Genomic DNA, 12672 nt, shown 5'->3' on the forward strand with positions numbered 1-12672 from the left:
GACCGTGTATGTTCTAGTCGCCCCAGGTGGTGACACCCCGTCGAGACGAGGCATCTGATGATCGAGACCCAGGTTTTCGACTTCTTCGCACGCCCCGAGTTGCCCGCCCCCGCGCTCGGAATGGACGAGGTGCGACGCCATCTGACCGAGACCTTCTCGATCACCGGCGATCTCACGGAGCTGGGAAGTCAGCAGGATCAGAACTTCCTGCTCACCGAGCGTGACACCGGCGCACCGATCGGCGTCCTCAAGCTGACCAACCCGGCCTTCTCCGAGGCGGAGATCGACCTGCAGAGCCTCGCCGCCGACACCGTCGCCGAGCGTGAGCCGGATCTGCGCATCCCCCGGGTGGTCATCGGCGCGCACGGCCCGATGTCTGCGTGGTGGGACACCACAGCGGGTCGCCTGCATGCACGCGTCCTCGAGTTCGTCGGTGGCGCCACACTCACCGGATCGAGGTACCTCTCCCCCGCGACGGTCGCGCGGATGGGCGAGCTCGCTGCGACGGTGAGCGTCGCGCTGTCGGGCATCACGCATCCGGCATCCAACCGCGTGCTGCAGTGGGACCTGCGCCACGCCGACCGGGTGATCGAGGCGCTGCTGCGCGACGAACCCGACTCGCGCATCGCCACTCTCGCCGCTTCGGTGACCGAGGCGGCGGGACGCGATCTCTCTGCCGTGGCGGCGCGACTTCCCCTGCAGCTCGGGCACTTCGACCTGACCGACGACAATGTCATCGCACCGGACGCCCCATGCGCACTGCCCGACGGCATCATCGATTTCGGCGACGTCGCCGAATCGTGGGCTGTCAACGAAATCGCCATCACGGTGTCGTCGCTGCTGCACCATGACGGTCTCACGCCCGTCGACGTACTGCCGGCGATCACGGCGTTCCATGCTCTGCGCCCACTGAGCGAGGACGAAGTCGACGCCCTCTGGCCTCTGGTCGCGCTGCGCGGAGTGGTGCTGGTGCTCAGCGGTCGTCAACAGGTGCGCATCGATGCGCAGAACAGCTACGCCGATTCCGCCCTGGACCGCGAACTCCGCATCCTCGAGCAGGCGGTGTCCGTTCCGTTCCCGGTGATGAACACGCTGATCCGCCAAGCGTTGGACATGCCGATCCGTCCCGCGCCGGTGTGGAGCGGAGCGCCCCTGATCGCGGGCCTCGCCGGCGCGACCGTGCTCGACGCCGGGACCACGGCACCGGTCAACGACGAGGGCCGGTGGATGGACGGGGCGGCGCTGGGCGGCGCTGCCGCAGCCGCACTGCGCCAGGGCGCGCCCGCGGTCGTACTCCCGGCTTGGGCTCCCCGTCTCACCGGCGCCCCGATGCGCACGCCCGCCGCTCCGGCAACGGTTCCCACCGCGTTGCGGGTCTGGCTGGCCCAGGACGCCACCCTCGACATTCCGGCAGGTGCCCAGCTCGATCAGACCGACGACAGCCTCGTGATCTCGACGGCTGACCAGGTGGTGCGCCTGACCGGTTTCACGCCCGATGGAGGTGCGCTGCCGGCGAACACGCCGATCGACATCCAACACGTGCGCGCAGACGCGGACCCGGTCCCGCTGCTGGTCGACCCTCGCTATGCGGGCGGCTGGCGCCGTCTGGCCGGTGACCCCGCTCCGCTGATCGGTCTTCCACCTCTGGCGCAGGATCGACGCGACGACACGCTCTTTCGCCGACAGCAGGTGCTCGCCGAGGTTCAGGAGCACTACTACGTCGATCCGCCCCGCATCGAACGCGGTTGGCGCGAGTACCTCGCAGACGTCGACGGCCGGGTCTACCTCGACATGGTCAACAACGTCGCTTCCGTCGGGCACGCCCATCCCCGGGTCGTGGATGCGGCCAACCGGCAGATGCGACTGCTGAACACCAACTCGCGCTTCAACTATGGCGTGATCGCCGAGTTCGCCGAACGCGTCTCGGCCACTCTGCCCGACGAGCTCGACACCGTCTTCTTCGTCAATTCCGGTTCTGAGGCAACGGATCTCGCGATCCGGATCGCGATGGCCGCCACAGGCCGCCCCGACATCGTCGCCATGCGGGAGGCTTATCACGGCTGGACATTCGCCAGCGACGCGGTGTCCACGTCGATCGCCGACAACCCGAATGCGCTCGCGACGCGGCCGGAGTGGGTGCACACCGTGGACGCGGCGAACGCCTACCGCGGACTGCATCGCGGCGCCGACGCGATCGCGTACGGGCCCGAGGCCGTCGCGGTGATCGATGCGCTCGCCGAGGCGGGGACGCCACCGGCCGGCTTCATCTGCGAGTCCTACTTCGGCAACGCCGGCGGTGTGGCCCTACCCGATGGATACCTCGAGCAGGTGTATGCCGCGGTGCGCCGGCACGGCGGGGTCGCGATCGCCGATGAGGTGCAGGTCGGCTACGGGCGGCTGGGCGAATGGTTCTGGGGATTCCAGCAGCAGAACGTCGTACCCGACGTCGTGGCCGTCGCGAAATCGGTCGGCGCGGGGCAACCGATCGGCATCGTGGTCACGCGTCGCGAGATCGCGGCACGCTACCGGACCCAGGGGTACTTCTTCTCCTCCACGGGTGGCTCACCCGTGTCGTCGGCGATCGGCATCGCCGTTCTCGACGTCATTGCGGGGGAAGGCCTGCAGGAGAACGCCCGTGTCGTCGGCGCGCATCTGAAGAACCGACTGATGGACTTGGCTGGGACACATCCGATCGTGGGCACAGTGCACGGCTCGGGTCTGTATCTCGGGCTCGAATTCGTCCGGGACAGAGAGACTCTGGAGCCTGCGACCGACGAGACAGCGGCGATCTGTGATCGTCTGCTCACACTCGGGGTAATCATGCAGCCCACCGGCGACTACCAGAACGTGCTCAAGATCAAGCCGCCCCTGTGCGTGTCGAAGGAGTCGGTGGACTACTTCGTCGACTGCCTCGACCGGGTACTGACGACGGGTTGGTGACGTCGGCTCGTCAGGTCTGATCCAGCACTTCCCCGCGCCTTCGCTCCTCCCACAACGCCATCCGCGTGCGCGCCGGCTCGCCGATCGCGTCCATGACCAACGGGATCAACAGTTCGGTGAGCAGGAAACCCGCCGACATGCTCTGGTACACCGTGCCGGCGGTGCTCGAGGCGGCCAGGACCACTTCGGCGTCCGGCGCCACCGGGCACGCCATGTCGTCGGTGATGAGCAACAGCGTCGCCCCGGCGCGGTGGACATCGGCGGCGAGCTCCGCGGCGCTGCGGTGATAGCGGTGATAGTCGAAGAGCACGACCACATCTCGCCGGCTGAGGTCCATCATCGTGCCGAGGTCGGTGCCCTTGGGATCCGAGAGCAGCCGCACGCCTGGCCGCAACTGCTCCAGATGGGCCGCCAGATAGACGGCCAGCAGGTGGGAGAACCGGCCTCCGTGAAGGTGGAGGGGCCGGGTGGTGTCGGCCATCAGTGTCACTGCCGCTTCGAGCATCGCCGCCGGCAACTGTGCCAGGGTCTGCTCGGCGCGCTCGTTCTGCGCATGGGCCTGATGTAGCAGACGCTCGAGGTGGCTGCCCGCCGGCGGCGCATCGGCAAGCCGGGTGAGCGGCCCGCTCGATTGCAGGGTGAGCTCTGCGCGCAATGCCGCCTGCAGACCCGCGAACCCGTCGTAACCGAGGGACTGGGCGAAACGCAACACCGTCGGCGGACTGACCTCGGCCCGCTCGGCGAGCCGGGCGGCGCTGCTCAGGCCTGCGCTGGGATAGTCGGCCAGCAGCGCGCGGCCCACCCGACGTTCGGCGCGGCTGAGCCCGGCCAGCGCGGCACGTGTGCGCGCCGCCACCGACTCGCTGTGTTCGACCATGTGAGTCAATCTGCCATGAGCGGCCGCACCGTCATCGACAGATCGCTGAGCACGATCTCGAGCACGCTTTCGGGTGGCAGCGGCCGCCAGGGCAGATCGCCGAACCCGGTCGAACCGATCACGACCGTCCGGTCGTCGAGGCGCGCCGTCCGTAGCGAGAAGTAATCCTCGAGGTGTTCGGCGGGCAGGTCGGTCGCGCTGATCTCTTCGATGTCCTCGTCCAGCAACACACTTCGGGCATGCGCGTGCACCGCGATGAGTCGGCCCTCCCCCAGCACCAGCGCGTTGAGGCTGGCGTCGGCGTAGATGCCGCGCAACTCGGCGACCGCCCGCCGCACCGCCTCGGCGAGATCAGGTGCGCTCCGCCGGCACTGCCGAATCAGCGCGAAGTAGCGCTCGCTGTCGGTGGTGCCCTGCAGCGTGGCCGCCACCAAGGGGTCGAGGAGCCCGTCGAGCGCGGCCATCGGCTTGATGGACCCGTTGTGCGCCATCGCCACCCCGTCGGCGGCGAACGGATGCGAGTTCTCCCGCCTGACCGCCAATCCGTTGGTGGCCCAGCGCAGGTGCACCACCGATGCCCGCGCCGCCTCCTTGACCGCCGTACCGAAACGGGGATCACTGAGCGCACTGTCGGGTGACACCTCAACGCGGGGAGCGTCGTCAGGCGCACCCACGGACGCCACCCCCCAGCCGTCGCCGTGGATCTTCGTCAGCGCCAGGAAATCGGTGAGAACGGCGTCACCGACGGTGTCGGCCACCGACGTCGGCTCGGGCGAGGCAACGCCCAACAGTCGACACATCCGCATCCCCGTTCCTCGGATCTAATGAATCGATCATAAACAGAGAAAATTAAAGACTCTGAAACATTTATGACATAGCGTGAACGCGACCGCCCATCCGCAGAGCAGTACCGAGGAGTTCGTTGCCCCATGGACGACCCCGATGTGACCGCCCACGCAGCTGCGTTGCGCGAGGAGGGCGTCGCCGTCGTCGCGGGTTCGGTGACGGACCTCGCGGGCGTGACCAGGGCCAAATACGTGCCGGTGTCGCGGCTGGAGGCCTTCGCCCGATCCGGCATGGGGGTGTCCCCGTCGTGGAGCGTCTTCTGCGTGGACAGTGGCATCGCGTTCACCCCCACCATCGGCGTGGCGGGCGATCTACGGATCCGGATCGACAGCAACGACGTGCGCGTCGTCGAGAGCGGGATTGCCTGGGCGCCCGGCGTCCTCACCGATCAGCACGGTGAGCCCGCACCCCTGTGCACCCGGACACGACTTGCGGCGGCGGAACGTGCCGCCGCCGACCGCGGCCTGCAGGTGCGGATGGGGGCCGAGCTGGAGTGCACGATGCTGGCCGCCGACGGCGGCCCCGCCACCGCCGAACCCTGGTCGCCGTACGGCATCAGGACCTCCCTGGACCGCTCGGCCTTCCTGGTCGACCTCGCGGCGAGCGCGCAGCACGCCGGGCTGGCCGTCGAGCAACTGCACACCGAGTACGGGCACGACCAACTCGAGATGTCACTGGCCCCGGACACGCCGGTGGCCGCAGCGGACGCGGTCATTCTCGCGCGGATCGTGCTCAGCCGCGTTGCTGCCCGCCACGGCCTGCGGATCTCGTTCTCGCCGGTGCCCTTCGCCGGCGCTGCGGGTAACGGGGCCCATCTGCACCTGTCTCTGACCGACGCGCAGGGGCCGTTACTGTCAGGCGGCACCGGTCCGCACGGCCTGCGCCCGGCCGGCGGGCATGCGATCGCCGGCGTTCTCGACACCCTGCCGGATCTGATCGGTGTCTACGCGGGCTCCGTCGTCTCGCCGCTACGTCTCAAGCCCGGCAACTGGGCCGGTGCCACCGCATGCTGGGGACTCGAGAACCGCGAAGCGGCAGTCCGTTTCGTTGCCGCCACACCCGGCAACCCGCACGGCGCCAACATCGAGTGCAAGCTCATCGATCCGAGTGCCAACCCCTACTTGGCCGCCGCCGCGTTCCTCAGCAGCGCACTGCGTGGGATCGAACGCACTCTGGAGCTGCCGGAGGAGATTCCGGAGAATCCGGCTCAGTCGGACATCCAGACTCCGCCGTTGCCGCTGGCTCAGCGGGATGCGCTCGATGCGATGGAGACTTCGAAGGTCGCTGCCGAGCTGCTGAGTGCCGACATCGTGGAAGCGCTTCTGGCCGTGCGCCGCTACGAGCAGAAGACTTACGGGGACCAATCGCCTGAACAGATCTGCGACGCCGTCCGGCTCGCCTGGACCTGCTGAGAAGAAGGAGACATCCGTGACCGCAGGAACACCTGATGCGCCCGATCAGATCCCGCACCGTCGACTGCCGTTCTGGGTCGCGCTCGCGTTGTCCGTCGCACTGGTCGGTCCGACCCTGGCCATGTCCGGCAACGGGCAGGGGCTGATCGGGACCGTCGGCAAGTCGATCCCGCTGGTGTTCCTCATCGGACTGGTCGGCGTCTCGCTGGTCGGCTACAGCTTCGTGCGCCTCACCCGGCACCTGAACCATGCGGGGTCCGCCTATGGATTGGTGGGCGGCACCATCGGACCGCGCACCGGATTCTTCTCCGGGTTCGCGATGCTGGGTGCCTACTGGGGATTCTCGATCGGGACGCTCGCGCTGACCGCTGCCTTCGTGAACTCGTTCATCGCCGCACTGCAGCCCGGCACCGACGATCCCTACCAGGTGCCCTGGCTGGTGATCGTGGTCATCGGCGCTGTCATCTCGTTCCTGTTGTCCGGCCGTGACATTCAGCTGCTCGCCAAGATCCTGCTGGCCATCGAGGGCATCGGCATCCTGGCGATGGTCGTGCTCGTGGTCGCCATCTTCGCCCAGGGTGGTGCGCCCAGCACGGGAATCGACTTCTCGGTGTTCTCCTTCTCCGGTGGCGACGTCTCCGGTTCCGCGGTGCTCGCGGGCGTGGTGGCCGCGTTCCTGTCCTGGGCAGGCTTCGAGGCGTGTGCTTCCATGGGTGAGGAGACCGACGACCCGAAACGCAACATCCCCCGCGCTCTGGCCGGGACTCTGATCCTCACCGGTGTCCTCTTCGTCGTGGTGATGTTCGCCCAGGTCGTCGGATTCGGGACCGATGCGGCAGGTTTGGAAGCCTTCCAAAGTTCGGGTAACACCCTCGGCGATCTCGGCGGGACCTACATCGGCCAGTGGTTCTCGCTGGTCATCATCTTCACCGCGATCGTCTCAGCGTTCGGCTGCCACCTCGCCACCTCGGCGACCTCGGGCCGGATGCTGTACGCCTTCGGACGCGATGGCTTCGGTCCGAAAGCGCTGGCGCACATCCACGCCGACACCGGCGGCCCGCGCCGCGCCACCTGGCTCGTCGTCGTCGTCGCCCTCGTCGTCGACCTGATCTGCGGGGCCACCGGCTGGCCCGACATGGGCACCGGAAACGACGCGATCGACGCCTACTTCCTGTTCGCCGTCGCCGGGTCGGTGTGCCTGATGGTGTGTTATCTGCTCGTCGAGATCGCCGCCGCGTACTTCGTCGGCGCGCCGAAATTCATGTCCGTGCACAACGGGGCGGGCAAGATCGCGGGACTGGTCCTGCCGCTGCTCGGCGCGGTGGTCATCGTCACGGTGCTGTGGTTCAACGTCAAAGACGCCGAGAGTTGGTCGGCCGCACCGATGCTCGGCCTGTACTGGTGTGCCCTCGGTCTCGTCATCGCGATCGCCCTCTCGGGAATCGCGAAGCGCGTCGGTGAATCGCTGGCCCTGGAACTGGACCGCGAATCGGATGCGACGCCCACCGCTGACCCGACCCGATCGGCGTGAGTACTCTCTACGCCCGCGACGAGGTCATCGCCGGTATCGAGAAACTGCGCTTCTTCCCCTTGGAAGTGGAGTCGGGGCACGGCTGCACGCTCGTCACCCCCGACGGTCGCGAACTGCTGGATCTGTCCGCCACGTGGACGGCGTCTGGACTCGGACACGGCCATCCCGCCGTCGTCGAGGCGGTCAGCCGCGCCATCCGCAGCGCACCCGGCTCCGGCGGACTCTCAGCGGTGCACCCCGACTCCGTCGGCCTGGCCGAGGATCTGCTCGCGCTGGTGCCCGGCACCGGCGAGCGACGGGTTTACCTCGGCCATGCCGGTTCCGACGCCAACGACGTCGCGTTGCGTGCGTGCCGGCACGCCAGCGGGCGGCCCACCGTGATGGCGTTCGAGCACAGCTACCACGGCGGTGTCGGGGTGGCGATGGGCGTGTCCGGTGTGCATGTCGATGGCGGTGTACCCGCCGATCCGGATGCGGTTTTCCTGCCCTACCCCAATCCGTTCCGGCCCAGCCCGCAGGGAATTGATACCGATGTAGCACAATGCCTTTCGCTCGCCGAGCAGCACCTCGCTGGCGGCCGCGTGGCCTGCCTCATCGTCGAACCGATCCTTTCCGACGGCGGACTGGTCGTGCCGCCCGACGGCTTCCTCGCCCAGCTGCATCAGCTCTGTCAGCGCCATGACGTCCCCCTGATCTGCGACGAAGTCAAGATGGGGCTCGGAAGGCCGGGCACTCTGCACGCGTTCGAGCACGACGGCGTCGTGCCCGACATCGTCACCTTCGGCAAGGTGCTCGGCGGCGGCCTGCCGCTGTCGGCCGCGGTCGGGCCGGCCGCGATCCTGGACCAGCCCCCGGCCGCCGCGCTGCTGACCACCGCGGGCAACCCGGTGTGCACGGCAGCAGGACGCGCTGTACTGAAGACGGTGGTGGAGGAAGGACTGATCGACAACGCCGCGACGGTGGGAGCCGTACTGGCCGAGGCCCTGCGCGCGCTGTCGAGCACTGCGGGCGGAGACCGCATCGGCGACGTGCGCGGACGGGGGTTGGCGATCGGGCTCGAACTCGTCGACCCCGCCAGCGGTGACCGTGATCCCCGCTTGGCCGCCGCGGTGGTCTACCGTGCCTGGGAGCTGGGTGCGGTCGTCTACTACGTCGGCGGCAACGTCCTGGAGATCACCCCGCCGCTGGTGCTCACCGAGGCACAGGCGGCAACGGCGGCGGACATCCTCGGGACAGCCATCGCGGATGCGGCTGCAGGAAAGGTCGACGCCGAGGAGGTCGCGAAGTATGCCGGGTGGTGAGCTGGATGACGTGTTCGGCGGAGTCGAGGATTCGGTGCCGGACGGCCTGGCCGAGCATCTGCGCACCGTGCCGCTGGTCGACCACCACGTGCACGGCACCTTCAACGAAGACATCGACCGGGCCACCTTCGAATTCTCGATCAACGAGGGGTCCAACGACCCGGTGCCGTCGTGGATGACGAACTTCGATACGCCCCTCGGGCTGTCGATACGACGTTGGTGCGCACCACTTCTCGATCTCCCCGTCCACGTCGACGGAGAGACCTACTGGAAGCGGCGGTGCGAGTTCCGCGCCGACGAGCTGGCCACGACGATGCTGCGCGCCGCCGGCGTCGCGCACTGGATCGTCGACACCGGTTTCAAAGGCGACCAGATCACCACGCATCAACGGCTCGGCAAGCTCGCAGCGGGACGCTCCTCCGAGATCGTCCGGCTGGAGCGGGTTGCCGAGGACCTCCTGGAGGGCGGCACCTCGGCGCAGGACTTCCCCGACGCGATGCGGACGGCGCTTGCGACCGCAGCGGCCGACCCGACCGTGGTGGGCACGAAAACGATCGTGGCCTATCGCACCGGATTCGACATCGACTGGACCCGGCCGACCGACGCCGACGTCGTCGACCATGCGGGAGCGCTGGCAGCGCGCCCAGGGTCGGCCCGCGTCGACGATCCGGTCCTGATCTCGTTCGGCGTGCACGAGGCCGCCGCGCACGGGTTGCCCATCCAGGTGCATGTCGGCTTCGGTGATCGTGATCTCGACCTGCACCGGTGCGACCCGCTGCTGTTGCTGCCGCTGCTGCGGATCATGCCGGCCGTGCCGGTGCTGCTGCTGCACTGCTACCCGTTCCATCGCCAAGCCGGTTATCTGGCACAGGCTTTCGATCACGTGAACTTCGACGTGGGACTGTCGATCAATTATCTGGGCCCGCGGTCGGTCGGTCTGGTCGCCGAGGCGATGGAGGTCGCCCCCTTCGCCAAACAGCTCTACTCCTCGGACGCATTCGGTCCCCCGGAGCTGCACGTGCTGGGCTCGGTGCTGTGGCGGCGCGCCATGGGTGTGGTGCTGGGCGACTGGCTCCGGTCCGGTGACTGTGCCGAGTCCGATGCGATCCGCATCGTCGACATGATCGGTACGGCGAACGCGCAGCGCGTCTATGGGCTCTGACCACAGCCGTGCGCCGCTGCTCGACGCGTTGCGCGCGTTCGTCGAGCGGGACCAGGCGCCGTTCTACTCCCCCGGGCACAAGGGCGGCCGCACCTTCGACCCGTGGTTTCGCGCCAACATCGCCGCACTGGATCTGAACAACCTGCCCGACACCGACACGCTGCACTGCCCCGAGGGGCCGATCCTCGCGGCCGAGCAACTCATCGCCGACGCGTGGGGTGTGGCACAGAGTTTCGTGATGGTGCAGGGCTCCACCGGCGGGAACATCGCGGTGGCCCTGGCCGCGCTGCGGCCCGGCGAGCCGGTGCTGGTGGCGCGCAATGCGCACAAATCGGTGCTCGCCGGACTCGTCCAGGTCGGTGCGCGGCCGATCTGGGTGGAACCCCGTTGGGACGCTGACTTCGGCGTCGCTCACGGGTTGGACGTCGCCGTCGTGGAGAAGGCGCTCGCCGAGACCGATGCGCGTGCCCTGTGGCTGCTGCACCCGACCTACTACGGCACCACCGGCGACATCGCCGCCCTGGCCGCACTGTGCCAGGAGCGTGGGGTGCGTCTGCTGGTCGACGGGGCGCACTCCCCGCACTTCGCGTTCCATCCCGAATTGCCCACACCTGCCGAGCGTTCGGGCGCCGCTGCCACGGTGCACTCGGTGCACAAGATCCTGTCCGGATTGAGTCAGGCTGCGGTGCTACACGTCGACACCAGCCAGCTCGACGAAGCGTCGGTGCGGCGGTCGCTGCAGCTGATCCAGACGACCAGTCCCCACTTCGCGATCATGGCGTCGATCGATCTGGCGCGCCGGCAGATGATGACCGACGGGCACGCGCTGCTGGAGAGTGCGCTGAACCGGGCGCGCAGCGCCGCAGAGAAGCTTGCGCTCATCCCGGGACTGACGGTGCTGAGGCCCGAACACCTCGCGGGCGAGGGAACTGGGCTTCACCAACTGGACGAGACCAAGTTGCTGGTCGGGGTCGGCGGCCTCGACGCCGACGCGCGCGCGATTTCGGCTCGACTCAACGCCGTGCACGGGGTGCAACCCGAACTGGCCGGCACCGGACACGTGTTGTGCATCAGCACGATCGGTAACACCGACGACGACTTCGACAGGCTCGCAGCTGGTTTCACCGAGGTCGCCGAGCACTTCGGGCAGCGCCGCGGCGAGGCCGCCGATGGGTGGACCACCGACCTGCTCGCCGTGAGGCCCGAGGTGGTGCTCACCCCGCGCGAGGCGTTCTTCGCCGCCCGAGCTCCCGTCGCACTGGCCGATGCTGTCGGCCGCATCGCCGCCGAGGCCATCACGCCGTACCCGCCAGGTATTCCGCTGGTGATGCCCGGTGAACGGCTCAGCGGCGAGGTCATCGCCCTGTTGAGTGCGCTGCGCGCGGCAGGCAATCCGATCAGCGCGTCGGACCCGACGCTGGATTTCGTCACGACGGTGCGCTGACTGATCCGCGCCGTGTTCGACAAGCTCTGCACAGCAGCGCTTTTCGCGGTTGCAACGGCGGCCGTTGGCCGCGGTACGGATCAGCCGCCGCCAAGCTTCTCGGCGAGCATCACGATGATGCCGCTGGGGCCTCGGACATACGTCAGCTTGTAGATGTCCTGGTAGTTCGCGACGCCACGAAGGGGATGGCACCCGTGGCGGGCGGCGATGGCCAGCGCTTCGTCGAGGTCGTCGACGGAGAACGCCACACGGTGCATCCCGATCTCGTTGGGGCGTGTCGGCTCGGTCTCGATGGCGGCCGGATGGAGGTATTCGAAGAGTTCCAGTTGACCGTGTCCGTCCGGTGTCTGCAGCATCGCGATCTTCGCGTGATTGCCGTCGAGACCGACAGCGGTGTCGGTCCACTCTCCGCTGACGACGTCTCGGCCCACGACGCTGAGCCCCAGATCGGTGAAGAAGGCGATCGCCGCATCAAGGTCCGACACTGCGATGCCGACGTTCTCCAATCGGATCGTCATGGTCGGACCATACCGAACCGAAGGTGCGCCACCCCTGGCGCTTCGAGCACCCGCTCGAGCCGCAGTCCGGGACGGTCGGGCCCGAAGCCGTCGAAAAGTCGTTCGCCCGAGCCGAGAAACACCGGGCTGAGCTGGATGTCGATCTCGTCGACCAGACCGGCGGCGATCGCCTGCCGTGCGCACGATGCACCCCCGGCGATCGAGATCGCCCGATCGCCGGCCGCCGCTTCGGCTCGCGTGTAGGCGGTCTCGATGCCGTCGGTGACGAAATGGAACGTGGTGCCGCCCTCCATCTCGATGGGATCGTGCGCGTGATGCGTCAGCACGAACACCGGGCAGTGGTACGGCGGGTCCTCTCCCCACCACCCCCGCCATCCGGAGTCTCCCCAGGGCCCGCGGATCGGGCCGAACATGTTGCGGCCCATGATGACCGCGCCCATGCCGTCCATCATGTCGGACACCACCTGCCGATTCACGGGATGGTCTTTCTCCGGTCCGAGATGCCACGCGTGCAGCCGCTCACCGCCGATCCCGAGCGGATGGTCACGATCCTGATGCGGACCCGCGACGAACCCGTCGGCAGACATGGACATCGAGAGATGAGTTCGAGGCACAGCCCCTCCGATCGACGTGCGGACAAT

At 68.2% G+C, this 12672-nt stretch carries 10 protein-coding genes; 6 read left to right on the plus strand and 4 right to left on the minus strand.

What is annotated here, in order from left to right:
* Window positions 1-57: 57 nt before the first annotated feature.
* Window positions 58-2940, plus strand: coding sequence for an aminotransferase (locus MHN84_RS20680; RefSeq protein WP_241206380.1), 2883 nt, complete (start codon window positions 58-60; stop codon window positions 2938-2940).
* Between the two features lie 10 nt (window positions 2941-2950).
* Here the strand turns inward: MHN84_RS20680 and MHN84_RS20685 are convergent, their stop codons facing one another.
* Both MHN84_RS20685 and MHN84_RS20690 read right to left on the minus strand, forming a co-directional pair.
* A complete protein-coding gene (locus MHN84_RS20685) occupies window positions 2951-3817 on the minus strand; it encodes a MurR/RpiR family transcriptional regulator (RefSeq protein ID WP_241206381.1) in 867 nt (288 codons plus the stop codon).
* Between the two features lie 5 nt (window positions 3818-3822).
* A complete protein-coding gene (locus MHN84_RS20690; protein WP_241206382.1) occupies window positions 3823-4617 on the minus strand; it encodes a class II glutamine amidotransferase in 795 nt (264 codons plus the stop codon).
* A gap of 129 nt (window positions 4618-4746) precedes the next feature.
* Here MHN84_RS20690 and MHN84_RS20695 point away from each other — a divergent pair, with 129 nt between their 5' ends.
* From MHN84_RS20695 to MHN84_RS20715, 5 genes are read left to right on the plus strand one after another with little or no spacing between them, the layout of a single operon-like run.
* On the plus strand, window positions 4747-6075 hold the full coding sequence (locus tag MHN84_RS20695) for a glutamine synthetase family protein (RefSeq protein ID WP_241206383.1): 1329 nt from the start codon (window positions 4747-4749) through the stop codon (window positions 6073-6075).
* 16 nt (window positions 6076-6091) lie between these two features.
* Window positions 6092-7606 (plus strand): APC family permease, encoded by a 1515-nt coding sequence (locus tag MHN84_RS20700; protein ID WP_241206384.1) that lies wholly within the window; start codon window positions 6092-6094, stop codon window positions 7604-7606.
* On the plus strand, window positions 7603-8907 hold the full coding sequence (locus tag MHN84_RS20705) for an aspartate aminotransferase family protein (RefSeq protein WP_241206385.1): 1305 nt from the start codon (window positions 7603-7605) through the stop codon (window positions 8905-8907). The genes MHN84_RS20700 and MHN84_RS20705 overlap by 4 nt, the downstream gene beginning before the upstream one ends.
* Window positions 8894-10069 carry an amidohydrolase family protein gene (locus MHN84_RS20710; protein ID WP_241206386.1) on the plus strand — a complete coding sequence of 392 codons (1176 nt, stop codon included), beginning with the start codon at window positions 8894-8896 and terminating at the stop codon, window positions 10067-10069. The genes MHN84_RS20705 and MHN84_RS20710 overlap by 14 nt, the downstream gene beginning before the upstream one ends.
* Window positions 10059-11513: an aminotransferase class I/II-fold pyridoxal phosphate-dependent enzyme gene (locus MHN84_RS20715; RefSeq protein WP_241206387.1), complete on the plus strand. Its 1455-nt coding sequence runs from the start codon at window positions 10059-10061 to the stop codon at window positions 11511-11513. Before MHN84_RS20710 ends, MHN84_RS20715 begins: the two co-directional genes overlap by 11 nt.
* Window positions 11514-11593: 80 nt before the next feature.
* On the opposite strand, the gene MHN84_RS20720 is transcribed toward MHN84_RS20715, so the two are convergent.
* Together MHN84_RS20720 and MHN84_RS20725 are read right to left on the minus strand one after the other, a co-directional pair.
* Entirely contained in the window at window positions 11594-12031 is a 438-nt protein-coding gene (locus MHN84_RS20720) for a VOC family protein (RefSeq protein ID WP_241206388.1), read from the minus strand.
* Complete coding sequence (locus MHN84_RS20725) at window positions 12028-12645, minus strand: dihydrofolate reductase family protein (RefSeq protein WP_241206389.1); 618 nt, start codon at window positions 12643-12645, stop codon at window positions 12028-12030. Before MHN84_RS20725 ends, MHN84_RS20720 begins: the two co-directional genes overlap by 4 nt.
* Window positions 12646-12672: the final 27 nt, after the last annotated feature.

The sequence above is a fragment of the Mycobacterium sp. PSTR-4-N genome (assembly GCF_022348085.1).
In the GTDB taxonomy this organism is placed as follows: Bacteria; Actinomycetota; Actinomycetes; order Mycobacteriales; family Mycobacteriaceae; genus Mycobacterium.

Excerpts from the sequence above, each read along its gene's own strand:
- MHN84_RS20680 (WP_241206380.1), top strand. The coding sequence starts at position 58 with ATGATCGAGACCCAGGTTTTCGACTTCTTCGCACGCCCCGAGTTGCCC.
- MHN84_RS20685 (WP_241206381.1), bottom strand. The coding sequence starts at position 3,817 with ATGGTCGAACACAGCGAGTCGGTGGCGGCGCGCACACGTGCCGCGCTG.
- MHN84_RS20690 (WP_241206382.1), bottom strand. The coding sequence starts at position 4,617 with ATGTGTCGACTGTTGGGCGTTGCCTCGCCCGAGCCGACGTCGGTGGCC.
- MHN84_RS20695 (WP_241206383.1), top strand. The coding sequence starts at position 4,747 with ATGGACGACCCCGATGTGACCGCCCACGCAGCTGCGTTGCGCGAGGAG.
- MHN84_RS20710 (WP_241206386.1), top strand. The coding sequence starts at position 8,894 with ATGCCGGGTGGTGAGCTGGATGACGTGTTCGGCGGAGTCGAGGATTCG.
- MHN84_RS20715 (WP_241206387.1), top strand. The coding sequence starts at position 10,059 with ATGGGCTCTGACCACAGCCGTGCGCCGCTGCTCGACGCGTTGCGCGCG.
- MHN84_RS20720 (WP_241206388.1), bottom strand. The coding sequence starts at position 12,031 with ATGACGATCCGATTGGAGAACGTCGGCATCGCAGTGTCGGACCTTGAT.